The organism is Finegoldia sp. P1-F-LS (assembly GCF_052932205.1).
The window spans coordinates 142,716-166,596 of the sequence record NZ_JBRFJH010000001.1; the positions used below are offsets into that span (position 1 = coordinate 142,716).

At 29.6% G+C, this 23,881-nt stretch carries 26 protein-coding genes; 23 read left to right on the top strand and 3 right to left on the bottom strand.

The window, feature by feature from the left end:
* From gmk to ACU68Y_RS01005, 15 genes are all read left to right on the top strand, one after another.
* The gene (gene gmk / locus ACU68Y_RS00935) at window positions 1–588 is read left to right on the top strand and encodes a guanylate kinase (RefSeq protein WP_002839418.1); all 588 of its coding nucleotides are present in this window, start codon (window positions 1–3) and stop codon (window positions 586–588) included.
* On the top strand, window positions 581–778 hold the full coding sequence (locus ACU68Y_RS00940; RefSeq protein ID WP_002838258.1) for a DNA-directed RNA polymerase subunit omega: 198 nt from the start codon (window positions 581–583) through the stop codon (window positions 776–778). Before gmk ends, ACU68Y_RS00940 begins: the two co-directional genes overlap by 8 nt.
* On the top strand, window positions 771–1,937 hold the full coding sequence (gene coaBC / locus ACU68Y_RS00945) for a bifunctional phosphopantothenoylcysteine decarboxylase/phosphopantothenate--cysteine ligase CoaBC (RefSeq protein WP_446755227.1): 1,167 nt from the start codon (window positions 771–773) through the stop codon (window positions 1,935–1,937). Before ACU68Y_RS00940 ends, coaBC begins: the two co-directional genes overlap by 8 nt.
* A 6-nt stretch (window positions 1,938–1,943) precedes the next feature.
* A complete protein-coding gene (gene priA, locus ACU68Y_RS00950; RefSeq protein WP_446755228.1) occupies window positions 1,944–4,313 on the top strand; it encodes a primosomal protein N' in 2,370 nt (789 codons plus the stop codon).
* Between the two features lie 9 nt (window positions 4,314–4,322).
* Window positions 4,323–4,811: a peptide deformylase gene (gene def, locus ACU68Y_RS00955; protein WP_446755229.1), complete on the top strand. Its 489-nt coding sequence runs from the start codon at window positions 4,323–4,325 to the stop codon at window positions 4,809–4,811.
* Window positions 4,801–5,733 carry a methionyl-tRNA formyltransferase gene (gene fmt, locus ACU68Y_RS00960; RefSeq protein WP_002841708.1) on the top strand — a complete coding sequence of 311 codons (933 nt, stop codon included), beginning with the start codon at window positions 4,801–4,803 and terminating at the stop codon, window positions 5,731–5,733. The genes def and fmt overlap by 11 nt, the downstream gene beginning before the upstream one ends.
* 9 nt (window positions 5,734–5,742) lie before the next feature.
* Window positions 5,743–6,426 (top strand): zinc metallopeptidase, encoded by a 684-nt coding sequence (locus tag ACU68Y_RS00965; protein WP_002838286.1) that lies wholly within the window; start codon window positions 5,743–5,745, stop codon window positions 6,424–6,426.
* 113 nt (window positions 6,427–6,539) lie between these two features.
* On the top strand, window positions 6,540–7,811 hold the full coding sequence (gene rsmB / locus ACU68Y_RS00970; protein WP_304151431.1) for a 16S rRNA (cytosine(967)-C(5))-methyltransferase RsmB: 1,272 nt from the start codon (window positions 6,540–6,542) through the stop codon (window positions 7,809–7,811).
* 49 nt (window positions 7,812–7,860) lie between these two features.
* Entirely contained in the window at window positions 7,861–8,910 is a 1,050-nt protein-coding gene (gene rlmN, locus ACU68Y_RS00975; protein ID WP_304151429.1) for a 23S rRNA (adenine(2503)-C(2))-methyltransferase RlmN, read from the top strand.
* Window positions 8,907–9,644, top strand: coding sequence for a Stp1/IreP family PP2C-type Ser/Thr phosphatase (locus tag ACU68Y_RS00980; protein WP_446755230.1), 738 nt, complete (start codon window positions 8,907–8,909; stop codon window positions 9,642–9,644). The genes rlmN and ACU68Y_RS00980 overlap by 4 nt, the downstream gene beginning before the upstream one ends.
* Window positions 9,634–11,517, top strand: a complete 1,884-nt coding sequence (gene pknB / locus ACU68Y_RS00985; protein ID WP_446755231.1) for a Stk1 family PASTA domain-containing Ser/Thr kinase — start codon at window positions 9,634–9,636, stop codon at window positions 11,515–11,517. Before ACU68Y_RS00980 ends, pknB begins: the two co-directional genes overlap by 11 nt.
* A complete protein-coding gene (gene rsgA, locus ACU68Y_RS00990) occupies window positions 11,507–12,385 on the top strand; it encodes a ribosome small subunit-dependent GTPase A (protein WP_154273416.1) in 879 nt (292 codons plus the stop codon). The genes pknB and rsgA overlap by 11 nt, the downstream gene beginning before the upstream one ends.
* The gene (rpe, locus tag ACU68Y_RS00995) at window positions 12,385–13,041 is read left to right on the top strand and encodes a ribulose-phosphate 3-epimerase (RefSeq protein ID WP_446755232.1); all 657 of its coding nucleotides are present in this window, start codon (window positions 12,385–12,387) and stop codon (window positions 13,039–13,041) included. Before rsgA ends, rpe begins: the two co-directional genes overlap by 1 nt.
* Before the next feature lie 10 nt (window positions 13,042–13,051).
* Complete coding sequence (thiT, locus tag ACU68Y_RS01000) at window positions 13,052–13,591, top strand: energy-coupled thiamine transporter ThiT (protein ID WP_002838242.1); 540 nt, start codon at window positions 13,052–13,054, stop codon at window positions 13,589–13,591.
* Complete coding sequence (locus tag ACU68Y_RS01005) at window positions 13,588–14,220, top strand: thiamine diphosphokinase (RefSeq protein ID WP_002838197.1); 633 nt, start codon at window positions 13,588–13,590, stop codon at window positions 14,218–14,220. The genes thiT and ACU68Y_RS01005 overlap by 4 nt, the downstream gene beginning before the upstream one ends.
* Window positions 14,221–14,248: 28 nt before the next feature.
* Here the strand turns inward: ACU68Y_RS01005 and rpmB are convergent, their stop codons facing one another.
* On the bottom strand, window positions 14,249–14,464 hold the full coding sequence (gene rpmB, locus ACU68Y_RS01010; RefSeq protein ID WP_002836298.1) for a 50S ribosomal protein L28: 216 nt from the start codon (window positions 14,462–14,464) through the stop codon (window positions 14,249–14,251).
* 179 nt (window positions 14,465–14,643) lie between these two features.
* On the opposite strand from rpmB, the gene ACU68Y_RS01015 reads away from it, so the two are divergent.
* The 6 genes from ACU68Y_RS01015 (at window position 14,644) to ACU68Y_RS01040 (ending at window position 20,365) form a co-directional block, all read left to right on the top strand.
* Entirely contained in the window at window positions 14,644–15,006 is a 363-nt protein-coding gene (locus ACU68Y_RS01015; protein WP_002838226.1) for an Asp23/Gls24 family envelope stress response protein, read from the top strand.
* Window positions 15,007–15,014: 8 nt separating this feature from the next.
* Complete coding sequence (locus ACU68Y_RS01020) at window positions 15,015–16,640, top strand: DAK2 domain-containing protein (RefSeq protein WP_002839379.1); 1,626 nt, start codon at window positions 15,015–15,017, stop codon at window positions 16,638–16,640.
* A gap of 88 nt (window positions 16,641–16,728) precedes the next feature.
* Window positions 16,729–18,765: an ATP-dependent DNA helicase RecG gene (gene recG, locus ACU68Y_RS01025; RefSeq protein ID WP_446765317.1), complete on the top strand. Its 2,037-nt coding sequence runs from the start codon at window positions 16,729–16,731 to the stop codon at window positions 18,763–18,765.
* Between the two features lie 8 nt (window positions 18,766–18,773).
* Entirely contained in the window at window positions 18,774–19,334 is a 561-nt protein-coding gene (gene rsmD, locus ACU68Y_RS01030) for a 16S rRNA (guanine(966)-N(2))-methyltransferase RsmD (RefSeq protein WP_002839291.1), read from the top strand.
* Window positions 19,327–19,815, top strand: coding sequence for a pantetheine-phosphate adenylyltransferase (gene coaD, locus ACU68Y_RS01035; RefSeq protein WP_002838125.1), 489 nt, complete (start codon window positions 19,327–19,329; stop codon window positions 19,813–19,815). Before rsmD ends, coaD begins: the two co-directional genes overlap by 8 nt.
* 76 nt (window positions 19,816–19,891) lie before the next feature.
* On the top strand, window positions 19,892–20,365 hold the full coding sequence (locus tag ACU68Y_RS01040) for a hypothetical protein (protein WP_002838280.1): 474 nt from the start codon (window positions 19,892–19,894) through the stop codon (window positions 20,363–20,365).
* A gap of 40 nt (window positions 20,366–20,405) precedes the next feature.
* On the opposite strand, the gene ACU68Y_RS01045 is transcribed toward ACU68Y_RS01040, so the two are convergent.
* Window positions 20,406–20,825, bottom strand: a complete 420-nt coding sequence (locus tag ACU68Y_RS01045) for a flavodoxin (RefSeq protein ID WP_094225590.1) — start codon at window positions 20,823–20,825, stop codon at window positions 20,406–20,408.
* A 3-nt stretch (window positions 20,826–20,828) separates the two neighbouring features.
* On the bottom strand, window positions 20,829–21,374 hold the full coding sequence (locus tag ACU68Y_RS01050) for a DUF3793 family protein (protein WP_002841693.1): 546 nt from the start codon (window positions 21,372–21,374) through the stop codon (window positions 20,829–20,831).
* Between the two features lie 205 nt (window positions 21,375–21,579).
* On the opposite strand from ACU68Y_RS01050, the gene secG reads away from it, so the two are divergent.
* Window positions 21,580–21,804, top strand: a complete 225-nt coding sequence (secG, locus tag ACU68Y_RS01055; RefSeq protein WP_094229786.1) for a preprotein translocase subunit SecG — start codon at window positions 21,580–21,582, stop codon at window positions 21,802–21,804.
* Between the two features lie 24 nt (window positions 21,805–21,828).
* Complete coding sequence (locus ACU68Y_RS01060) at window positions 21,829–23,841, top strand: sodium-translocating pyrophosphatase (protein WP_012290564.1); 2,013 nt, start codon at window positions 21,829–21,831, stop codon at window positions 23,839–23,841.
* The last annotated feature ends 40 nt before the right edge of the window (window positions 23,842–23,881 follow it).

The following is a 23,881-nucleotide window of genomic DNA, read 5'->3' on the forward strand; positions in this document are numbered from 1 at the left end:
ATGAGAGACGGATTTTTATTAGTTGTTTCTGGTCCATCGGGAGTTGGCAAAGGAACTGTTTGTGAAAAATTAATATCGCAGAAAAAAGATATTGTATATTCTGTATCCGCTACGACAAGAAAAAAGAGACCTTATGAAGTAGACGGAGAAAATTATTATTTTTTGAGTTTAGATGAGTTTAAGAAAAAAATTGATCAAGGAGATTTCATTGAATATGCTAATGTACACAATAATTATTATGGAACTCCAAAATCATTCGTCTTCGACCAAATCAATAAAGGAGAGATAGTTATTTTAGAAATTGATGTTCAAGGAGCGTTAAAAGTAAAAGAAAACTATCCAGAAGCTGTTTTTGTATTCATTCTTCCACCAGATTTAATTGAGCTTAGAAGAAGAATTGAAGGAAGAAATACTGAAGATGAGGAAACAATTAATATTAGAATGCAAAACGCTAAAAAAGAATTGAGTTTTATTGATGAATATGATTATGCAGTTATTAATGAAGATGTCGATGAAACTGTAAAAAATATTGAAACTATAATTGATGCAGAAAAATTTAGAGTTGTAAAAGGAGAAAAATATGATTAATCCATCATTTAAAAAATTATCAGAAATAAATAATAGTAGATATGCACTTTGTGTAATGGTAAGTAAAAGAGCAAGAATGCTAATAGACGGAAAAGAAACTAAATTAAAAAAAGCAAAAGCCCAACCAGTTACTACAGCTTTGGAAGAAGTTATGGAAAAGAAGGTTTGGGAAGATAAATCAAATGAATAAAAACATTCTTTTAGGAGTTACTGGAGGAATTGCTATTTACAAAGTTGTGGATGTTGTAAGTAGATTAAAAAAACTTGACTATAATATTAAAATCATTATGACGGATTCTGCTTGCGAATTTGTAAGTCCAATGACTTTTGAAACGATTGGAAAATGCGATGTTAAAAACAAAATGTTTCATAACAATTCACACAAGGTTGTTGAACATATAGAGCTTGCAAATTGGGCAGATTTGTTTATGATTGCACCAGCTAGTGCGAACACGATGGCTAAAATAAATTATGGTATAGCAGATGATTTATTATCTTCTACAGCACTAGCTTATACTAAACCTATAATGTTTTGTGTAAGCATGAATACTAATATGTTAAACAATCCTGCAACACAAAAGAATATCAAAGATTTGAAAGAAAAGAAACACTTAATTATCGATTCAAATAATGGAATGCTAGCTTGTAATACAAAAGGAGACGGAAGACTAAAAGAACCTTGGGAAATTGTCGAAGAAGTTGAAAAGTACTTTTGTAAAAAAGATTTAAAAGGTAAGAAAATTTTGATTACAGCCGGGGCTACAGTTGAAAGAATTGATCCTGTACGTTATATAACGAATGATTCCAGTGGTAAAATGGGATATTCGATTGCTAAGAAAGCTTTTATGAGAGGTGCAGATGTAACAATTATTTCTGGGAAAACAACAGCAGAAAGTCCATACGGTGTTGAAAATATTAAAGTTGATTCTGCTATTGAAATGAAAGAAAAAATCGAAAGCTGCATTGAAAACTACGATTGCTTAATTATGGCGGCAGCGGTAAGTGATTTTAAAGTAAAAAATAGAAAAGAATTAAAAATAAAAAAGCAAGACGTCATCGATTCATTAGAATTAGAAGAAAATCCAGATATTTTGAAATCATTAAATAAAAAAGAAAATCAAATCTTCATAGGATTTGCTGCAGAAACAAATAATTTATTGGAAAATGCTAGGAAAAAATTAGATAAAAAAAATCTAGATTATATAGTATTAAACGATGTGTCAAAAAAAGACATTGGATTTAACTCAGAATACAATAAAGTATCTGTAATTAGCAAAGACAAAATATTAGATATTGAAAGAGATACAAAATTAAATATCGCAGATAGGATATTGGATTTGATAAAGTAGGTAAACATGTATATTGATGTTATTTTTAGAAATAAATCGAAGATGACTAACAGGCTGTACTCTTATCATTCGAATGAAGAAGTTGAAGTTGGAATGAGAGTAATAGTTCCTTTTGGTAAATCAAATATTAACAAATTGGCATTAGTGGTTAGAGTTAATGAAAACCCTAATCAAGATATTGATTACAAAGAAATAATATCAGTAGTAGATTTGAATCCTATTGTCACACAAGAATCCATTGACATAGCTTTTTTTATGATCGATAAATATTTGAGCGATTATAGTTCGGCTTTTCAAACTATATTACCACCTGGTAACTTTGAAGAATTAAAAGAGTATTTCGTTGCAAATGATAAACTGAATAATGTTGATGAAGATTTGTACAATATTCTTAAAACAAAGAAAGAATATTCGGAAATTAAGGAAATTTCAGATATTAGTCACAAAAAACTAATGGAGTATGTTAAATTTGATTTATTGAAAATGGATTTAGTGTACGATCAAAAAATTTCTCCTAAATTATTAAAATACGTAAAACTTATAGACAATAATCCAGTTATTTCAAAAAGAGCAAACGCACAACAAAAAATAGTTGATATGCTTAAAAAGGAAAGCAATATACTGTATAGCGAACTTTTAGCTAAAACAAATACGACTTCAAGTGTAGTAAAAGCACTTGAGGAAAAGAAAGTTGTTAAAATTTATTTCAAAGAAGTTGACAGAATTGTTGTAGATGACACCAAATCTTATCATAAAATAAGCCTAAATTCGCAGCAAGAAAATGCCTACAATTCGATTTTAGAAAATCAATTTAATTTGTTACATGGTGTCACTGGTAGTGGAAAAACTGAAGTTTATTTGCATTTGGTTGAGAAAATGTTAAACGAAGGAAAAGATAGCATAGTTTTGGTTCCAGAAATTTCTTTGACACCTCAAACAATTGAAAGATTCGAGGGAAGATTTCCTGGGAAAGTTGCTATTATTCATTCTAAACTAAATATTAACGAAAAATTTGAACAATTTAGAAAAATGTATAATGGAGAATACAAGATAGTGGTTGGAGCTCGAAGCGCAGTTTTTTCTCCTTTTAAAAATTTAGGCTTGATAATAATTGATGAAGAGCATGAAACAAGTTATGTAAGTGAAAAAAATCCTAAATATAATGCTATCGATATTTCTAGATTTAGAGCAGAATATAATAATGCTAAGCTTTTATTGGGTTCGGCAACTCCTGGAGTTGAAGAATACAATAATGCTTTAAAAGGTGAGTACAACCTTATCGAAATGAACAAAAGAGCAAACAACACAACTCCTGTTGATTGCACGATTGTAGACATGAGAAAAGAATTAGAGACTGGAAACATGAGAATGTTTAGTAAAGTTCTTCTCAACAAAATTCAAGAAAATTTAAACAACAAAAAACAAACTATTTTGTTTTTAAACAAAAGAGGCCACACTTCTTTTATTTCGTGTAGAAGGTGTGGATATGTATTAAAATGTGATAGCTGCGATGTATCCATGACATATCACAAAACAAAAAACAGACTGATTTGTCACATGTGTGGAAGAACTGCATTAAAACCAAAAGTATGTCCTAATTGTGGTTCGAAATTTATTAAAGAGTTTGGAGCAGGAACGCAAAAACTAGAAGAAGAAACTAGAGAGCTATTTCCAGATGCACGAATTGTACGAATGGATAGGGACACTACAAACACGAAAAAAGATTACGAAAAAATCTACGATATGATGAATAATCAAGAAATAGACATATTAATTGGGACACAAATGTTGTCAAAAGGATTTGATTTTCCAAATGTAACACTAGTCGGTGTAATGGCTGCAGATATTAGTTTGAACTTAGGAGATTACAAATCAAACGAAAAAACATTTCAATTGATAACTCAAGTAGCCGGAAGAGCTGGAAGAGCAGAATATGAAGGAGATGTAATTATACAAACTTATAAACCTGATAATTTTGCTATCACATCAGCAGCTCTTCATGATTACAAAATGTTTTATGAAAAGGAGATAAAACTTCGAAAATCATTTAATTATCCTCCTTTTTACAGGATATTAAATATCAATATTTCCAGCAGAAATCGAAATGTTGCGATGAAAAAAATCAATGAGGTTTCAAATTATGTTGCTGCATTGATTAGAAGATATAAATTATCTACAACATTGATTAATGGTCCTCATCCTTCTCCAATAGAAAGGATAAATAATATGTACAGGTTTGATTTGTACTATAAATTCCCTAATGGAGAGGATAAAATAATAGAAATAATAAAAAAAGTTTTAATAAACAATGAATACAATATTAACTTAGAGGGAATAACGCTTAAAATAACATTAGATCCTCAAAGTTATTTTTAAGGAGATAAAATGGCATTAAGACAAATTAGATTAGAAAATGATCCAATCTTGAGAAAAAAATCAAGAGAGGTTGAAAAAATAGATGATAGAATCAAACAAATCGTAGAAGATATGTTTGAAACGATGTATGAAAATAAAGGAATAGGATTGGCTTGTGTTCAAGTTGGAATGCTTAAGAGAATAGTAGTAATAGACATGCAAGATGAAGACGGGAAAATGGTTTTGATAAATCCTAAAATAATAGAAAAATCAGAAGAGAAACAAATTAATATTGAAGGGTGTCTATCTGTTCCTGGAAAAAATGGATACGTGGAAAGGCCTAAAACAGTAGTTGTAGAATACACTGATTTGGATGGAAACACTCAAAGAGTAATGGGTACTGATTACAAAGCACATTGCTTTTGTCATGAATTAGATCACTTGGATGGTGTATTGTACACTGATAAAGTGTTGAATCTTTCTGAAGAAGAAGTTGAGAGATTGAATAATGAAAAATAAAATTGTATTTGCAGGTTCGCCTGATTTTGCAGTTGAGAGTTTGCAAAGGTTATATGATAATCCAAATAACGAAATTCAATTAGTAATATCACAAGAAGATAAAAAACGAAATAGAAACAAATTTTCACCTACAGCTGTAAAAAAAAGAGCTATGGAATTGGGGATTGATGTTATCACTCCAAAAAACATCAATGATGAAGAAGTTTTCGATTTACTAGATAAACTTAATCCTGATTTTATTGTGGTAGTAGCTTATGGTCAATTAATCAAAAAAAGAATTCTTGATAGATTTAAAAACAAGATTTTGAATGTTCACGCATCAATTTTACCAAAATACAGAGGAGCTTCTCCAATTAATTATTCACTATTAAATGGCGATAAGGAGTCTGGAGTAAGTATAATGTTAGTTGAACAAGGCCTTGATACGGGAGATGTATTAGCAGTAGATAAAATTGAGCTTGACAATGAAATTATGCTTGAAGAATTACACGATAAATTAATGATAATGGGTGCTGATTTAATTAATAAAGTAATTGATGATTACCAAAAATATTTTGATTCAAGAAAAGAACAAAATGAAAATGAGGCCTCCATAGTAGGAAAAATTCATAAATCTATGGGCCAAATTAATTTTAATGAGAAATCAGATGTTATTTACAATAAATTTAGAGGATTAACTCCTTGGCCGGGGTTGTTTTTCAAATTAGAAGATAAAATAATAAAAGTTCACAATATCAACATAATAAAACAATATAATGATAATAAGAATGGTGAAGTTGTAAAGGTAGATAAAAATGGCATAAAAGTTGCTTGCGAAGATGGATTTATCATTATCACAAGATTACAACTTCCTAATAAAAAACCTCTAAATATAAGCGAATATTTAAATGGAAATTCATTTGAAGAGGGAATAATTTTGTAGGAGGAATCATTGTTTAATTTTTATTATGATAGGACTATGCTGCTTTTAATTCCAGCTTTGATATTGGCGTTTTACTCACAATACAAGGTTAGTCATACTTTTGATAAGTATCAAAAGATTACTAACTCAAAAGGTTTAACAGGAAAAGAAATGGCTAGAGTTTTACTTGATTACGAAGGTTTATCTGAAATAGAAATCGTAAATGTTCAAGGAAGCCTAACCGATTATTATGATTCATCAAATAAAGTATTAGCTTTATCAGATGAAGTTTATAATAGCCAGTCGATTTCAGCAGTTTCTGTAGCAAGTCATGAAGTTGGTCATGCAATTCAAGATAAGGAAAATTATGGTTTCTTAAGATTTAGAGAATCATTGTTTCCAGTTGTGAATTTTGCTTCGAAATCAGTGTGGATTTTAATTTTACTAGGATTTTTATTTAGCATGAGACCATTAGTAGAATTTGGAATTATTTTATTTTCTGCAACTGTTTTATTTCAATTAGTAACTTTACCCGTTGAATTTGATGCAAGCAAAAGAGCCATAAGAGCATTATCAAACGGATTATTAGCTGATGATGAAATAGAGCCAGCAAAACAAGTTTTAAAGGCTGCGGCATTGACTTATATTGCAAGTGCTTTGGTATCATTATTACAATTGGTAAGACTAATATTGATATCAAAAGATAGAGATTAACACAAATGTAAATTGAACCTAAGAATAATTATTCTGGGTTCAATTTTTTTATTTTTGTAGTTTTAGTGTAAAATATATTATGTAATGAAAATATTTAAAAGAAATGAGAGATTATGAATATTAGAAATGAAATAATTAATATTACAAATTCCATAAATAATAAATCAGGATATTCTTCTGAAATATTAAAAACCTATGATTATGGTGATTTGGACAAAAGAGATATCGCATATATTAAGAGGTGTGTTTTTACAGAGATAGAAAATAGATTTTTCATAGATTATGTAATATCTAAGTGCAGCGATTTGGAAATAAATAGACTTGATAAGTTCGTTCTGGAAATATTAAGAATGGCAACTACAGAAATACTATTTATGAAAACAGCTGATTATGCAGTGGTTGACGAGGCTGTAGAATTGGCTAGAAGCATAACAAGATACAAAGATTATGTTAATGCTGTTTTAAGAGAAGTTTGTAGAATTAATGTAGATTCTGAAGATTTAGAAGATGATATAAAATTTTCTATAAATAAGGATTTGCTTAAAATGTTAAATAAGTCTTATTCGAAAAAAACTGTTAGAAAGCTTCTTAAATCATTCTTCTATAAATCTGATTTTGTAATCAAACAAAATAAATTAAAAGAAAACAATTTAAAAATAAACCTAGAAAATCAAGGATTTGTATTAAATGATCATCCGTTTTTAAAAGACAGTTTCATTGTAGAAAATCCAGAATCTATAATAGATACGAAAGAATTTAAAGAAGGTAAATTTCTTATACAAGATGGTTCTTGTAGTTTGTGTGCAGAAATATTAGAACCGTTGGAAAACTCTATAATACTTGACATTTGTGCTGCTCCTGGGTCAAAATCATGTAATATTCAAGAAATAACAAACAATCAGTCGATTATTTATTGCAATGATATTAACCAGAATAAAATTGTTAGGATTAAGGAAAATGTAGAAAAATGTGCAGTGAAAAATGTTCAATATATGAACTTTGATGCGACTATTTTACAAAAAGATTTGATAAATAAATTTGACAGAATTTTAGTGGATGCACCATGTTCTGCCACTGGCGTTATAAATAAAAACCCTGAAATAAAGTTATTCAGAACAAAAAAAGATGTTGAAAATCTAGTAAATACACAACGACAAATACTTGAAAATTGTGAGAAATATCTGAAAAAAGGTGGCATTTTAGTTTATTCTACTTGTTCACTTTTAAAAGAAGAAAACGAAGAAAATGTTGAATTTATAGAAAATAGATTACATTTAAAAAGAAAAGACATTGAATTTTATGGAGATAAAAATGAATTTATAAAACTAATGCCTTTTCAACAAGGAACGCAAGGCTTCTTCATTTCAAAGTTTGTAAAGGACTAACAGATTACAAAACTTGAGATTTTTGATATAATTTAAATTGGTGAATAATATGCAAAAAAAAATCATCTTGGAAAACATGACTGTTGATGAACTGAAGGAATTTTTTGTTAACAATGGAGAAAAACCATTCAGAGCGTTGCAGTATTTTCAAGCTATTCATAAAAATAGAATATTCAATCCGGACGAAATGACTAATTTCTCTAATAGTTTAAGGGGAAAATTAAATCAGTACAACGATATAAAAAATTGTTCTATCATAAAAAGAATTAATTCGAAACTCGACAACACAAAAAAGTATCTTATTGAGATGAGTGATGGTAATATTGTAGAAACTGTGTTTATGCAGTACAAAACTCACACTTCAATATGTTTATCAACACAAATTGGTTGCAAGATGGGATGCAAATTTTGTGCGTCAACAAAGAAGAGCTTTGTTAGAAATTTACAACCTTATGAGATGTGTGCTCAAATTTATTTGGTGGAAAATGATTTGGATATAAGAATTAATAATATTGTATTGATGGGAATAGGAGAACCACTAGATAATTACGACAATGTTTCTAGATTTATTGATTTGATTACTGACAAAGATGGTCAAGATATGTCAATTAGAAATATAACATTATCTACTTGCGGATTGGTTGATAAAATTATTAGACTTGCAGACGATGATATAGGTATAAATATAACTATTTCACTTCATAATCCATTCGATAATGAGAGAAATAAACTTATGCCAATAGGAAACAAATACTCAATTGAAGAGATTCTAGATGCATGTGATTACTATTTCAAGAAAACTAAACGACGTATTGGTTTTGAATACACTGTCATTGAAAATGTTAATGATTCAAAAAAATACATGGATAAGTTAGTTAGTTTATTGAAAAACAGAAATTGCTTATTGAACTTGATAACATTAAATCCTATTGAAGAATTTAATCAAAAATCTCCAGATAGATATAAAATGACAGAATTTATGGAATATATGAACAAAAATAATGTAAATACAACGATAAGAAGAAAACAAGGCATTGATATAGATGGGGCCTGTGGACAATTAAGAATTAACAATATGACAAAAAGAGGTGTGAAATGAAATATGCTTCAAACACAGACATCGGCTTGGTAAGAAAGCTAAATGAAGATTATCATATGAATTATATGACTGATGATTTTAGCTTGCTTGTTGTATGTGATGGAATGGGCGGACATAAAGCTGGAGAGGTTGCAAGTAAGAAGGCAGTAGAAACAGTTGTAAATTTTGTAAAAGAAAATGAAAATGAGAAAGATTATGAGAGAATATTAACTGAGGCTATTGAATTAGCTAATGATGAAGTATTCAACGATAGTGAAAATAATTCGGAACATAGAAACATGGGAACTACGATAGTTGCATGCTTAATTCATGATGATAATGCTATTGTAGCAAATGTAGGTGATAGTAGATTATACTTATATAGAGATGAAGAATTAAAGCAAATAACTGTCGATCATTCTCTTGTAAATGACTTGTTATCATCTGGAACTATCACAGAAGAAGAAGCTGTTGATTTTGCACAAAAAAATGTTATTACAAGATCATTGGGAATTCAAGATAATGTAGATGTAGATATATTTAATATTAAACTTGTTAATGGAGATTTGATATTAATGTGTACAGATGGATTAACTTCACAATTAGAAAATGAAGACATAGTTGATATTATCAAAGAAGAATCAGATTTAGATCAAATTATTAAAAATTTGATTGATGAAGCAAATGACATTGAAGGAATCGATAATATAACTATTACGCTTTATTTATTTGAAGGGGAAAATTATGATAGGTAAAATTCTAGGCGATAGATACGAGATAATAGAAGAAGTCGGCGTTGGGGGTATGGCCAAAGTGTACAAAGCTTTGGATACTGTTTTAAATCGATATGTCGCTGTAAAAGTTTTAAAAAATGAATACATGGAAGACCAAGATTTTCTTAGAAAATTTGCCATGGAAGCTCAATCTGCTGCATCATTGACTCACGCAAATATTGTAAGTGTGTTTGATGTTGGAAGTTCTTATGTAGATGGTCGCAAATATAATTACATTGTAATGGAATATGTGGATGGTAAAACTTTAAAGGATATAATCGACGAAAAACAAGTTTTACCAATTGAAGATATCGTAAATTATGGAGTTCAAATAGCAAGCGCATTAGAATGCGCTCATAAAAATGGGATAATCCATCGCGATATAAAACCGCATAATATGCTTATTGATAAATCTAATAATCTAAAAGCTACAGATTTTGGAATTGCAAGAATTTCTTCATCAGCGACATTAACATATACTTCAACAGTTTTAGGAACTGTTCATTATATTTCACCAGAACAAGCAAAGGGTAAATTTATTGATGAAAAAAGTGATATATATTCATTAGGTGTAGTATTGTACCAAATGGCTACAGGAGAAGTTCCTTTTGATGCACCAAATGCCGTTGGAATTGCGTTAAAACATATTCAAGACCCATTGGTACCACCTATAAATCTGCGTCACGATTTGCCACAAGGACTTAATGATATCATAGTTAAAGCCATGGCAAAAGATCCTAACGACAGATTTAAATCTGCTACAGAATTAAAAGAGATGTTGAAGAATTATCAAAACTACTCATCTGATTTGTATCAAAAAACTACAAAAAATCCAATAATTAAAGAAAATGACGAACAACCTGAAGTAAAAGAAGCGATTTATAAAACTCCTATACAGTCTTCTACAAAAGACAATAAAAATAAATCTAAAAAGATTTTGTGGATTATATTACCAATCATTCTAGCTTTTTTGGTATTTGTTGCGGTGTTATTAGGTAAAAAGTATATAAACAAGAATAAACAAGACTTAGTCATAGTTCCAGCGTTGACTGGGTTAACTGAAAATGATGCATTGAATAAAGCTAAAGCTAGCAATTTGATTGCTGTAGTTTCAGAGTACAAAACCGAAAATAGTGTTGAGCCTGGAAAAGTAATAGAACAAACTCCAGAATCTAGTTCGGAAGTAAAAAAAGGAACTATTATAAAATTAGTCGTGAGCAAAGGTGAAGAACAGGTTTCTGTGCCTAATTTATCAAATATGACAATAGAAAATGCTAAAATTCAGCTCAACAAATTAGGCTTAGAAATTGGAGAAATTACTAAAGAAAACAGCGATAATTTTGAAGTTGGAAAAATTCTGAAACAACATCCAGAAGCAGGAACTAGCATAGGCAAGGATTCTAAAATTGATTTGGTAATTTCTTTAGGGAAAAAAGAAGAACTAGTAGAAATGGTTGATTTGATGGGCAGTGATATTAGTCAAGCTATTAATAAGCTAAAATCAATTGGACTAAATATAGGTAATATTGAAAAAAAATATAGTAATTCCTATGATACTAACCAAGTAATTTGGCAACAATACGATGCAGGTAAAAAATTGAAAAAAGATAGTTCTATTGATGTTATAATCAGTAAAGGCAAAAAAGATTCTGAAATGGTTGAAAGATTATTTAGAATAAGTAAACCAGTAGACAGAGGAATTTACACTGTCACTATAAAAGACGAAACAGAAGATAATATCATATATGAAGAAAACCATAAAGCTTCTGAAGGAGATATTAGAATAAAACTTAAAGTAAAACCTAAAAACGACATTAAAGTTTATATTAATGGAGAATTGATTAATGTCGGATAAAACAGGGATTATTACTAAAATTCAAAGAGAATTGTTCTACGTAAGCATTGGAAATAATGTATATCCTTCAAAAGCCAAAGGGAATTTTAGAAATAAAAAAATTACCCCTGTTGTAGGAGATAAGGTAGATATACATGTAGAAAATGGTCTTGGATTTATTTTAAAAATACATCCAAGATCTGTACTTTTACATCGACCAGAAGTGAGTAATGTAGACAAATGTTTCGTATTGAGTAGTATAAAATCACCAAATATTAATTTGATGTTATTGGATAAATATTTGTTGATGATTGAGAAAAACAACATTGATTGTGTGATTGTATTCAATAAATCTGATTTGGTATCTGAAAATGAAAGAAACTTATTCGCAGAGATATATAGAAATATTGGATACAAGGTTATATTTAATTCAAATGAATCTTCGCATGTAAATGAAGAATTATTAAAAGAATTTAAAAATCATATCAGCTGTGTTATAGGGCCAAGTGGAGCAGGAAAATCAAGTACTTTAAAAAAATTGTTTCCAAATGAGAATTTTGTTTCTGGAAAAATAAGCGAAAAAACTCAGAGAGGGAAACAAACAACTAGGCATATCGAAATTAAAATGGTTGATGAAAATACTTATGTTTTGGATACTCCAGGATTTAGTTCTTTTGATTTATCTTTTTTAAAAGATAAATCAGAAATTAAGAATAATTTCTTAGAATTTAGAAAGAACAGTTCAAAATGTAAATTTAATAATTGTGATCACATTAATGAACCAAAATGCGAAATAAAAAAACTTTTAGAATCTGGAGAAATATCTAAAAGTAGATATGATAACTATTTAAAAATTGTAGAAGAATACGAGAAAATTAGGAGGTATTAATGACTAGTTTGAGTCCATCTTTGTTAGCGTGTAATTTTTTTGAATTAGAAAAGAACTTAGATATATTAAAAAACAAAGGAATAAGATATTTACATTTAGATGTTATGGATGGAAATTTTGTACCAAATATTTCTTTTGGTCCAGCAATTATAAAACAAATCAGAGAAAAATATCCAGAATTTATCTTTGATTGTCACCTTATGGTTAATAAACCAGAGAATATTATAAATGATATATTGGATGCAGGAGCAGATATAATTACTTTTCATCCAGAAGCAACTTTTCATCCTCATAGAATAATTCAAACTGTTCATAAAGCAGGTAAAAAGTGTGGGTTAGCATTAAATCCTTCTACAGGGTTAGAATCTTGTAAATATATTATCGATGATTTAGATATTATACTTGTAATGAGCGTAAATCCAGGTTTTGGGGGACAATCGTTTATAGAAAGTCAATATTTGAAATTAATAGACGCAAGAAATATGATAAAAGCTTCAAAAAAAGATATTATATTAGAAGTTGATGGAGGAGTTAAAACATCAAATATTGATAAAGTTTTGGAAGCAGGGGCTGATTTAATCGTAAGTGGATCAGATGTTTTCAATCATAATATTGAATCACAATTAGATATTTATAATCAAAAATTAAACAGATAGGGAGAATGTTATGAACAAAAATTTGAAGTTTATGGTTGAAGGAGCTATTACTTTAGCTCTTACAGCGGTATTGAACAGTATAGTAATTTTTAAAATGCCAAGAGGAGGATCTGTTTCATTGGCAGGATACGTTCCAATCTTATTATTTGGTCTAAGATGGGGACTCAAACCTGGTATTTTAATAGGACTAATGTATGGGATTTTAGATAGCCTTGTGGATCCTTACGTTATACATCCAATACAATACCTACTAGATTATCCAATAGCTTATATGGCTCTAGGTTTATCAGGATTAGGATGTAATGAGGAAACTTTAAGTGGCAAAATTAATATTAAAATGATTTTAGCGTGTGTATTCGCGGTATTAATGAGAGGAGTAGCTGCTATATTAAGCGGATATGTATTTTTTAAAGACACATTACCAAAAGATATACCGGCTTTACTGGGATCTTTCTTGTATAATATTACTTATATCGTTCCAAATGGAATTATAGCTATAGTTGTAATTTTAATTTTAATTAAGCCTGTATCAAAGGTAAGTAAGAAATGATTGGATTGATTTGTTGCGCCGGTGAATTGTCTGATAGGATTCTTTTTGAAGAATATTACGAAAAATCAGATTTTAAAATAGCAGTAGATGGTGGTACAAAATATTTTACAGACTATGACAAAGATTTTGATTTCGCTATAGGAGATTTTGATTCTATAAAAATCGAGGATAAAAAATTTCTAGAAGTAAATAACAAGATTTATGAAAAATATAAGCGAAAAAAAGATTTTACTGATTTTGAAGCCGCAATAAATATATTAATAGAAAAAAATTGTAAAACAATATATGCCTTTGGTGCAACAGGAACAAGATTAGATCATACAATGTCGAATTTAATCTACTCAAAAAAATGCTTTGATATTGGAATTGAACTTGTATTTGTTGGAAATAATAACATTATTAAATTCTTAGGCGAAAGCACTGAATGCGTTATGAGATATGATTATATCTCTATTGTAGTATTATCGAATAATGGCATGAGAATTAGATTAAAAGGTTTTGAATACGATAGTGAAAACTTGGATGTGGATTATTGTTCAACATTAACTATTAGCAATAAAATAAAAGATAAAAAAGCATATATAGAATTAATTGAAGGATATGGTCTTTTGATTGATTCTAGAGATTAAAAAAGAGTCGAAATTTCGACTCTTTGTTTTATTCTTCTTCTGTTGTTTTGATAAATTGAGGTCTTTCAACTAAACCTGATCTTAAGCATCTTGTGCACACATTGATTCTTTTTGGTTTGCCATCAACTAAAGCTCTAACTTTTCTGATGTTAGGTGCCCAGCTTCTATTTGAAGATCTTAAAGAAAATGATCTATTATTTCCGAAAGTTCTTGATTTACCACAAATTTCACATTTTTTGGACATAATTACACCTCCTGGTTCTTTTTCAAATGTCTCTTGATATTATAGCATATTTTAAAACAGAATTTCAAGCTTTTAAAACTAAAATATGTTATAATAATATAGTATTAATATGTAAATTAGAATCTTTGACATAAAAAGAGTATAATATAATTAATTAGGTATCACAAATAGGAGGTAATATGACTACTAAAATTGATAACGAATATGGTTCAATATTAATATCAGATAATATCGTTAGAACTATTGCTAGTGAAACAGCGATGACTTGTTACGGAATTGTTGGACTAGCTTATAAAAATTTGTCAGATGGTTTTTTAATGTTACTCAACAAAGATAATATGAGTAAAGGCGTAAAAGTATATACAAAAAATAATAAAATTGTAATAGATTTGACTGTTGTTTTGGAATACGGTACTAAAATTGCTGTGGTTTGCCAAAATATTATTGATACAGTTAAATATAGTGTAGAAAACAAAACAGGTCTTGAAGTTGAATGTGTTAATGTTCTTGTTCAAGATATGAGAATAAACGAAGGAAAATAGGGGGCACAATGAAGAATGACGCAACACTGTTCAAGAATTGCCTTCTAGCGGGATTTAAGAACTTAGAAAATAAAAGGGAAATAGTTAATAGCTTAAATGTTTTTCCGGTTCCAGATGGAGATACTGGTACCAATATGACATTGACAATTAAATCTGCTATTTCTAAAGTCAATGGCGTAACTGATTTGAGCATTGCAAGTTTAGCGAAAGCTATGAGCGATGGTTCACTTATGGGAGCTAGAGGAAATTCGGGAGTAATTACTTCTCAAATTATGAGGGGTTTTTATAATGGTTTTAAAGATTATACAGAATTTAATATATTAGCATTAAGAGATGGATTTGTTGAAAGTTATAAAACTGCCTACAAAGCTGTAATGAAACCAACAGAAGGAACTATTCTTACAGTTTCTAGATGTATGGGAGAATTTGCTGAAGAAAACTACCAAAATTACGAAGATATCAAAGAATTTTTGACAGATATTATTTCTGAAGGTAATAAGGCGCTTCTTAAAACAAAAGAAATGTTACCTGTTTTAAAAGAAGCCGATGTAGTTGATGCAGGCGGACAGGGATTAATGTTATTTTTGGAAGGCGTTTTAAATTACGATAATGAAAAATTAATTTCAGAAACTGTAATCGATGAATCTTCTAGAACTATCAATGAAAACACAAATGTTGTATCTGATGAAGAAATAAAATTCGGATATTGTACTGAATTTTTCATAATGACTGATGCTGACGAAAATTCATATAGATCAAAACTTGAAAACCTTGGCGATTGTTTATTAGTTGTAAAAGGTGATGGAGTAATCAAGACTCATATTCACACTAACAATCCTGGTAAAGTTTTAGAAATAGCTTTAGAATTAGGCGCATTAAAAGATATTAAAATTGATAACATGAGATTACAACATCAAAACTTGCATTCTACTGAAGAAGAAATTAATCAAGCTTCTAGTAAACCTTCAGAACCAGAAAAAGATTTTGGATTTGTGGTTGTTAGCAGTGGGAAAGGCTTCAGCAAAGTTTTTGAGATGCTAAATGTCGATGAAGTAATAACTGGTGGCCAAACAATGAATCCATCAACTGAAGATATAGTTAATTCTATAGAAAAAGTTAATGCAAAGACAGTTTATGTGTTCCCAAATAATAAAAATATTATATTATCAGCAAATCAAGCTAAACAAATAGTTGATAAGCAAGTATATGTGGTAGAAACAAAAGCCGTACCACAATCTATTTCTGCGCTTTTGGCTTTCAACGAAGAAGCTAGTGCACAAGAAAACTTTGACAGTTTTAACGATGTAATATCTACTGTAAAAACAGGAGAAGTTACTTTTGCTGTAAAAGATTTAAATATGTCTGATATAAAAGTTAAAAAAGACGATATTATCGGTCTTGATCAAAAGAATATTAGGGCTGTCGGTAATGATATTAATAAAGTTTCAATGGATTTATTAAGACAACTAATTCAAAAAGATGATTCATTAGTCACTATTTATTACGGCGAAGGTTGTGATGAAATGATGGCCAATAAATTAAGGGATAGTTTAGAAGAAGAATATAAAGATATTGATATAGAGGTTGTTGAGGGATCTCAACCGTTATATTATTATGTATTTTCAATAGAATAACTCCTTACAAAGAATACCAAATAATAGATCGATTTTATCGGTCTATTATTTGTATTACTAATGTAAGGATTTTTTTGTGTGGTGAATTATGCAATTATCAGAAATAAAAGGAATAGGAAAGAAAAAATTAGAAGTATTAAACTCTATGGGCATTATCAATATTAATGATTTGTTGAATTACTTTCCTTACAGATACGAAAACAGATCTATTATTAAAAACATTATTGATACTAGAGATGAAGAAAATTGTGTTATAAAGGTAAAGTTTATTTCTAAACCTATAACTAAATATTTAAGAAGAAATCTAAACTTAACAACCGCTATAGCATTTGATGATACTTCAAAAATTAGCGTATCATGGTTTAATCAACCTTTTATTAGAAATCAAATTTTACCAAATACAACTTATTATCTATATGGAAAGATACAAAGAGTCCAAAATCAATTTAAAATATCTTCACCAATATTAAGTAAAACTTTTGGCGGGAAATTGGGCATAATTTATCCAATTTACAAAGTTAAAAAAGGCATAACAAATAACGATATGATTAAGTTCGTTGATTTTGCTATTAAACATTGTATTGATGAAATAAAAAATGTTATTCCGTATAGTATGATTAAAAACTATGATATTGAAAATAAAAGAAATGCGATAAAAAACATTCATAAACCAGTTGATTACGCACAATTCAAAAAAGCAAGAACAGCGCTTGTACTTGAAGAAGTTATTATAATGCAACTGGCAATGAAATCGATGAAAACTTCACTCAATCAACAAAATCATATAAAATTTCAATCAGACGAAAGTATAAATATTTTCATAAATTCTTTAAAATTTGAACTTACAAAAGGACAACTTGAAGCAATAAAAGATATCGAAATGGACATGACATCTGAAAAGAGAATGAATAGGCTGGTTCAAGGTGATGTTGGAAGTGGCAAGACAATAGTAGCGGAGGCAGCGATTTTTAAATCACATTCTAGTGGTTATCAATCTGCCTTTATGGCTCCTACAGATATCTTAGCGACACAACATTATGAAAGCTTGTCAGAAGATTTTTCAAAATTTGGAATAAAAGTTTGCTTATTGAAATCTGACTTAACAAAATCAGAAAAAGATTTTGTTCTAAAAGGAATAAAATCAGGATATTTCGATGTTATAGTAGGAACCCATGCAATAATACAAGATTTTGTTGAATTTAAAAGACTTGGACTTGTAATAACCGATGAACAACATAGATTTGGAGTGGGTCAAAGAAAAAAAATTTCTGACAAGGGACAAAATCCAGATGTTCTTGTAATGACAGCTACTCCAATTCCTAGAACTTTAGCACTTTCCTATTACGGAGATTTAGATATATCAACAATAAATGAAATGCCTAAAGGAAGAAAAATAATAGAAACATATTCTGTTGGATTTAGCTATGAAAAAAGGATAGCGGCTTTTATAAGAAAACAAGTTGATAATGGGTTTCAGGCATATATCGTTTGTCCATTGATAGAAGAATCTGAATCTTTAGAATTAGAAAATGTAACTGAACTTTACAATAGGCTTACTAGTGAGTATTTTTCAGATATAAATGTTGGGATGTTGCATGGAAAAATGAAATCCTCGGAAAAAGAAGAAACTATGAAAGATTTTGTAGACGGTAAAACAAAAATACTTGTATCTACAACTGTTATTGAGGTTGGAGTTAATGTTAGAAAAGCAAATGTAATAGTTATTTATAACGCTGAAAGATTTGGACTTTCACAACTTCATCAACTTAGGGGAAGAGTAGGTAGATCATCAGATCAATCTTATTGTATTCTGATAAATAATGCACATTCTGATGAGCAAATGGAAAGAATGAATATTATGGTCAAGACAAATAGCGGATTTGAACTATCACAAAAAGATTTGATGATGAGAGGTAGTGGTGATTTATTAGGAACTAGACAATCAGGAATACCACTTTTAAATATCGCAGATCTTGAAAAAGATTATGATTTGATAGAAAAAGCAGCGGTGATAACTGATTATATCTACACTAATGATTTGTTAAAAAATAAAGAATATAGTTATTTAAATAAAGAAATAAACAAATTTAAAGATAAATTATTAGAAAATGTAATTTTTAATTGAGGTGAGAAATGAAAGTTATTTCAGGAAAAATGAGAGGTATGAACTTAAATACTGATTTAGATAGATTTACAAGACCAACTGAAGGCAAAATAAAAGAAGCTATATTTAGCGTGATATTTCAGGTAAAACCAAATTCTAAAGCATTGGATTTATTTGCTGGAAGTGGAGCGGTTGGGATAGAATTCATAAGTAGAGGTTGTGATTTGGTAGTATTTAGTGAAGCTTCTAGTGATAACATAAGATGTATTAATGAAAATATTGAACATACGAAATCACAAGAATTTACAAAAGTATTTAAGGGAGATTTTAAGAAAAATATATTGAATATCAAGAGGCAAGGAATAAAATTCGACTATGTTTTTATAGATCCTCCATACGAAAGACTAAATTATTACAAAGAATCAATTCAAATGCTCTTAGATAATGATATTTTGAATGATGATTGTCTTGTGATATTAGAATCAGAAAAAGAGTTGCCAGATGAATATTTTGGTTCTTTGAATTTGGAAAAGCAAAAACAATATGGAAAAAAGAAAAATATTTATTTTTTGAGGAAAGATAATGAATAAAACAAAAGTTTTATATCCAGGTAGTTTTGATCCGATAACAAATGGGCACATGGATATCATTGAAAGAAGCGCAAAGATTTTTGAAGAAGTAAATGTAGCTGTTGTAAAAAATATTCAAAAGAAAAGTACATTTACGCTAGAACAGAGAGTTGAAATGATTGAAAAAGCTTGTAAACATTTATCTAATGTAAAGATCCATCAATTTGAAGGATTGACTGTAGATTTTGCAAAACAAATAGGATGTAGTACAATTATAAGGGGACTACGTGCTGTAAGTGATTTTGAGTCAGAAATGCAAATGTCATTGGCTAATAAAAAGTTAAATGATGAATTAGAAACATTATTTCTAGTTGCAGATGGAAAGTATGCATTTCTTTCGTCTTCTATAGTAAGGGAGATAGCTTCATATGGCGCTGATATCTCAGAACTTGTTCCAGAAAATATCGTTGAGGATATAAAGCGAAGATTTAACGATAAATAAACGCTTTATCTTGAATTAATTTGATATTTTTATTATAATAATTATAAGAATAATTAGCTCAATGCGGGAGGGTTACATGGATATTATTAAATTAATAGAAGAAATGGAAGACATACTTGATGAAGCATCAACAGTTCCATTTTCTAAAAAGGTTATGGTAGAAAGAGAAGAACTTTTATCAGTTTTAAAAGACATGAGAGAAAATCTACCAGAAGAAATCAAACAAGCTCAATGGACTAATGCTGAAAAGAATAGAATTATTGATGAAGCTAACAGAGAGTCTGAAAATATTAGAACTCAAGCTTATAAAGAAGCTGAAAAAATTGACCAAGAAGCTCGTAACAGATTTGAAACAATGGTAAATGAACACGATGTTACTATTGCAGCTCAAAAAAACGCGGAAGAAATTACTTCTCAAGCCGAAAACAATGCTAGACTATTGAAGAGTCAATCTATTCAATATATCGATGAAATGTTAGAAACAACACAAGACAAATTACACAATTTATTGGACGAATTACAAGAAAATAGAAACGAATTAAAAGGCTAATAAAAAGCTTGGTAGTTTAAACTACCAAGCTTTTTAAGTATTATTTTAATAAATTATCTGCGAATTTTTTGATGTCATTAGTAGAGTTTTCATCTGGTGCATCGTAACAAATTACAGTGTCAATAACATTTAAATTATTTTTAGCACATCTTTCTTTCCAAAATCCCATCCATTCACCGTTGTTCCATTCGTATGATCCGAATAAAGCGATTTTTTTATCATTTAATTTGTTTTCTAAATCAGAAAACATTGGTTCAAATGATGTATCCTCTAATTCTTCGTCTCCCATAGCAGGGCATCCGAAAGCAATTACATCGAAATTATCGATATTGCAGTTTTGATAATCATCACTAAAAACCATTTCAACTTTAGAACCCTTTGACTCACACTCATCTTTAATTATTTGAGCCATTTTTTCAGTGTTACCAGTTTGTGACCAGTACAAAATTAATAAATTCATAATTTACTCCTTAAAATAATTTATTATATCAAACAAGTTATTTCCTTGTAATGATAGCCTTTTTGTTATTTGCTTAGCGTAGTCATATTTTTTAAAAATATTTTTTGCTCTCTCAACATCAGAATATACTTTCCATTTTCCAGATATACATTCATTTTTTCCATTGTAATTTATAAATCCAAGCACATCTTCATATGGATACCCTAAGAAAAATCCGATTTCATGAGGGAATTCATTTTCAAGCAATCTTTTCTTTAAAAAATTTATGCTGCTATTAAAATTATCCACAGGATAACCATAACTTTCTAAAGCTTTTTTTAGCCTCTTATCATTATAGTTTTCTATTAAATTGTAATTTATTAAGTACAGCAATAACTTTTTTTCAGTTTGCTTTAAAATAATTAAACTAAAATTATATTCAGATAATTTTTCATTTAATTTTAATATGTCTTCAAATATGTTTTCTGTATAATCGACGTTTATCATATTCGCAAATTTGAGATTACTAAGTGTGGGATAACAATGTTCTAATAATATGTCTTGTAACATAACCACCTCTATAATAAGTATTGATAATTGATATCATAAAAATTATAACACATGATTTTGTAGAAATCAATATTGATTATCAATTAAATTCTAAGTAATTTGTGGTATAATATTTTTGTGCATTAATGGTATATGAAATATCTTGATAATATCGAATGTGTATGTTATATTTTATATATCAACTTAATTGAAATGAGGTGGATAAATGAAGACTGTTTTTTCAGTAATTTTAGTTATTGCTAGTATCGTAATTATATTTGCGGTAATGAGTCAAGAAACTAAATCAGAAGGGATGGCAGCGTTAACAGGCGAAACTAATGTCGGAGGACACGGTGGAAGATTAACTAAGGATAATTATATCAACAGAGTCGTAGTTGTATCATCAGTTATATTCTTAGTTTCAGCTTTGGCGTTAGCATATATAAAATAATTTAATAGTTGAAAGGAGTAAATCATGGACAATATGTATTACTATTTAGCTATTGCAGCAGGTATTATCGCTTTATTATTTGCTGCAATAAAGTTTAGTAGCATAAGTAAAAAAGGTGCTGGTAATGAAAGAATGAAGGAGATATCTGGATTTATTCATGATGGAGCTATGGCTTATCTTTCTCGTCAATACAAAGCACTTATTATTTTTGTTGTTGTAGTATGCGTAATTTTAGGTGTTGCAATTGATTATAAGACAGCAATTTGTTTCTTAGCTGGTGCTATATTTAGTGTACTTGCTGGATATATTGGAATGCAAGCTGCTACAAAGGCAAACGTTAGGACCGCTAACTCAGCAAAAGAAGAAGGAATGAACGGAGCATTAAACGTTGCATTTTCAGGTGGAGCAGTAATGGGAATGTGCGTTGTTGGATTAGGAATTTTAGGTATAACTCTTTCTTATATTATTTTCCAAGACGCAGAAATAGTTACTGGATTTAGTTTTGGTGCTTCTTCAATAGCATTGTTTGCCAGAGTAGGTGGCGGTATTTACACTAAAGCTGCCGATGTTGGTGCAGACTTGGTTGGTAAAGTAGAAGCAGGTATTCCTGAAGATGACCCTAGAAACCCTGCAGTAATTGCAGATAACGTTGGTGATAACGTAGGGGACGTTGCAGGTATGGGAGCTGACTTATTCGAATCTTATGCCGGTAGTATTTTATCAGGGATTACATTAGGTTTATTAGCTTACAAAGAAGCAGGTGTGTCTTTCGCAATTGCAATAGCAGCTATAGGAGTTATTGCTTCTATTATAGGTGTATTTACAGTAAGAGGAGGAAAGGATCCTCAAAAATCTTTAAATACTGGTACTATTATTAGTTCTATTTTAGCAATCGCAGGATCATTCTTCTTATCAAGAACTATTCTTGGTAACAATAATGCGTTCTTCTCTGTTTTAGCAGGTATTTTAGTTGGATTGATAATTTCTCAATTTACAGAATATTACACATCTGAAGACAAAAAACCAGTTCAAAAAATAGCTGAAGAATCTGAAACGGGTTCATCTACTAACATTATTTCAGGATTAGCTACAGGTATGAAATCAACAACTGGCCCTATTATTGTTATAGCTATTGGTATAATTGTTTCATTCTTTGCATCAAATGGTGCAACTAATCCTACAGAAGGTTTATACGGTATTGCAGTAGCAGCTATTGGTATGTTGTCAACTTGTGGTATGACAATTGCTGTAGATGCTTACGGTCCAATAGCCGATAACGCTGGTGGTATTGCAGAAATGTGTGAATTACCAGAAGATGTTAGAAATATTACAGATAAATTAGACTCAGTTGGTAATACAACTGCAGCCATTGGTAAAGGATTTGCAATTGGTAGTGCTGCATTAACAGCTTTGGCACTATTTGCATCATACACTGCCGTTGTAGGATTAAAACAAATCAATGTAACAAGTCCTGAAGTAGTAGCTGGTATGTTCATTGGTGGTATGTTACCATTCTTATTCTCAGCGTTAACTATGGATGCTGTAGGAACTGCTGCAAATGATATGATTGTAGAAGTTAGAAGACAATTTAAAGAGTTCCCTGGAATAATGGAAGGCACTCAACAACCAGATTACAAAAAATGTGTTGATATTTCTACTGGAGCTGCATTAAGACAAATGATAGTACCTGGATTATTAGCTGTAATATGTCCTGTAATAATGGGATTCCTATTAGGTGCAGAAGCTCTAGGAGGACTTTTAGCAGGTTCACTTGTAACAGGTGTTTTAATGGCGATATTTATGTCAAACAGTGGTGGAGCATGGGATAATGCTAAGAAGTATATTGAATCAGGTCAACATGGTGGAAAAGGATCAGATGCTCATAAAGCAGCTGTTGTAGGAGATACTGTAGGGGACCCATTCAAAGACACATCAGGCCCATCATTAAATATCCTAATTAAATTGATGACAGTAGTTTCATTAGTATTTGCACCATTAATTGCTCAACATGGTGGAATAATATTAAATTTATTCTAAATAATAAAAAATTTTTTAAACGGAATGAAATCTGTACTTT

What these genes read in the sequence shown, in the direction of transcription:
- gmk (WP_002839418.1), top strand. Translation starts at nt 1, where the DNA reads ATGAGAGACGGATTTTTATTAGTTGTTTCTGGTCCATCGGGAGTTGGC.
- ACU68Y_RS00940 (WP_002838258.1), top strand. Translation starts at nt 581, where the DNA reads ATGATTAATCCATCATTTAAAAAATTATCAGAAATAAATAATAGTAGA.
- coaBC (WP_446755227.1), top strand. Translation starts at nt 771, where the DNA reads ATGAATAAAAACATTCTTTTAGGAGTTACTGGAGGAATTGCTATTTAC.
- priA (WP_446755228.1), top strand. Translation starts at nt 1,944, where the DNA reads ATGTATATTGATGTTATTTTTAGAAATAAATCGAAGATGACTAACAGG.
- def (WP_446755229.1), top strand. Translation starts at nt 4,323, where the DNA reads ATGGCATTAAGACAAATTAGATTAGAAAATGATCCAATCTTGAGAAAA.
- fmt (WP_002841708.1), top strand. Translation starts at nt 4,801, where the DNA reads ATGAAAAATAAAATTGTATTTGCAGGTTCGCCTGATTTTGCAGTTGAG.
- rsmB (WP_304151431.1), top strand. Translation starts at nt 6,540, where the DNA reads ATGAATATTAGAAATGAAATAATTAATATTACAAATTCCATAAATAAT.
- rlmN (WP_304151429.1), top strand. Translation starts at nt 7,861, where the DNA reads ATGCAAAAAAAAATCATCTTGGAAAACATGACTGTTGATGAACTGAAG.
- ACU68Y_RS00980 (WP_446755230.1), top strand. Translation starts at nt 8,907, where the DNA reads ATGAAATATGCTTCAAACACAGACATCGGCTTGGTAAGAAAGCTAAAT.
- pknB (WP_446755231.1), top strand. Translation starts at nt 9,634, where the DNA reads ATGATAGGTAAAATTCTAGGCGATAGATACGAGATAATAGAAGAAGTC.
- rsgA (WP_154273416.1), top strand. Translation starts at nt 11,507, where the DNA reads ATGTCGGATAAAACAGGGATTATTACTAAAATTCAAAGAGAATTGTTC.
- rpe (WP_446755232.1), top strand. Translation starts at nt 12,385, where the DNA reads ATGACTAGTTTGAGTCCATCTTTGTTAGCGTGTAATTTTTTTGAATTA.
- thiT (WP_002838242.1), top strand. Translation starts at nt 13,052, where the DNA reads ATGAACAAAAATTTGAAGTTTATGGTTGAAGGAGCTATTACTTTAGCT.
- ACU68Y_RS01005 (WP_002838197.1), top strand. Translation starts at nt 13,588, where the DNA reads ATGATTGGATTGATTTGTTGCGCCGGTGAATTGTCTGATAGGATTCTT.
- rpmB (WP_002836298.1), bottom strand. Translation starts at nt 14,464, where the DNA reads ATGTCCAAAAAATGTGAAATTTGTGGTAAATCAAGAACTTTCGGAAAT.
- ACU68Y_RS01015 (WP_002838226.1), top strand. Translation starts at nt 14,644, where the DNA reads ATGACTACTAAAATTGATAACGAATATGGTTCAATATTAATATCAGAT.
- ACU68Y_RS01020 (WP_002839379.1), top strand. Translation starts at nt 15,015, where the DNA reads ATGAAGAATGACGCAACACTGTTCAAGAATTGCCTTCTAGCGGGATTT.
- recG (WP_446765317.1), top strand. Translation starts at nt 16,729, where the DNA reads ATGCAATTATCAGAAATAAAAGGAATAGGAAAGAAAAAATTAGAAGTA.
- rsmD (WP_002839291.1), top strand. Translation starts at nt 18,774, where the DNA reads ATGAAAGTTATTTCAGGAAAAATGAGAGGTATGAACTTAAATACTGAT.
- coaD (WP_002838125.1), top strand. Translation starts at nt 19,327, where the DNA reads ATGAATAAAACAAAAGTTTTATATCCAGGTAGTTTTGATCCGATAACA.
- ACU68Y_RS01040 (WP_002838280.1), top strand. Translation starts at nt 19,892, where the DNA reads ATGGATATTATTAAATTAATAGAAGAAATGGAAGACATACTTGATGAA.
- ACU68Y_RS01045 (WP_094225590.1), bottom strand. Translation starts at nt 20,825, where the DNA reads ATGAATTTATTAATTTTGTACTGGTCACAAACTGGTAACACTGAAAAA.
- ACU68Y_RS01050 (WP_002841693.1), bottom strand. Translation starts at nt 21,374, where the DNA reads ATGTTACAAGACATATTATTAGAACATTGTTATCCCACACTTAGTAAT.
- secG (WP_094229786.1), top strand. Translation starts at nt 21,580, where the DNA reads ATGAAGACTGTTTTTTCAGTAATTTTAGTTATTGCTAGTATCGTAATT.
- ACU68Y_RS01060 (WP_012290564.1), top strand. Translation starts at nt 21,829, where the DNA reads ATGGACAATATGTATTACTATTTAGCTATTGCAGCAGGTATTATCGCT.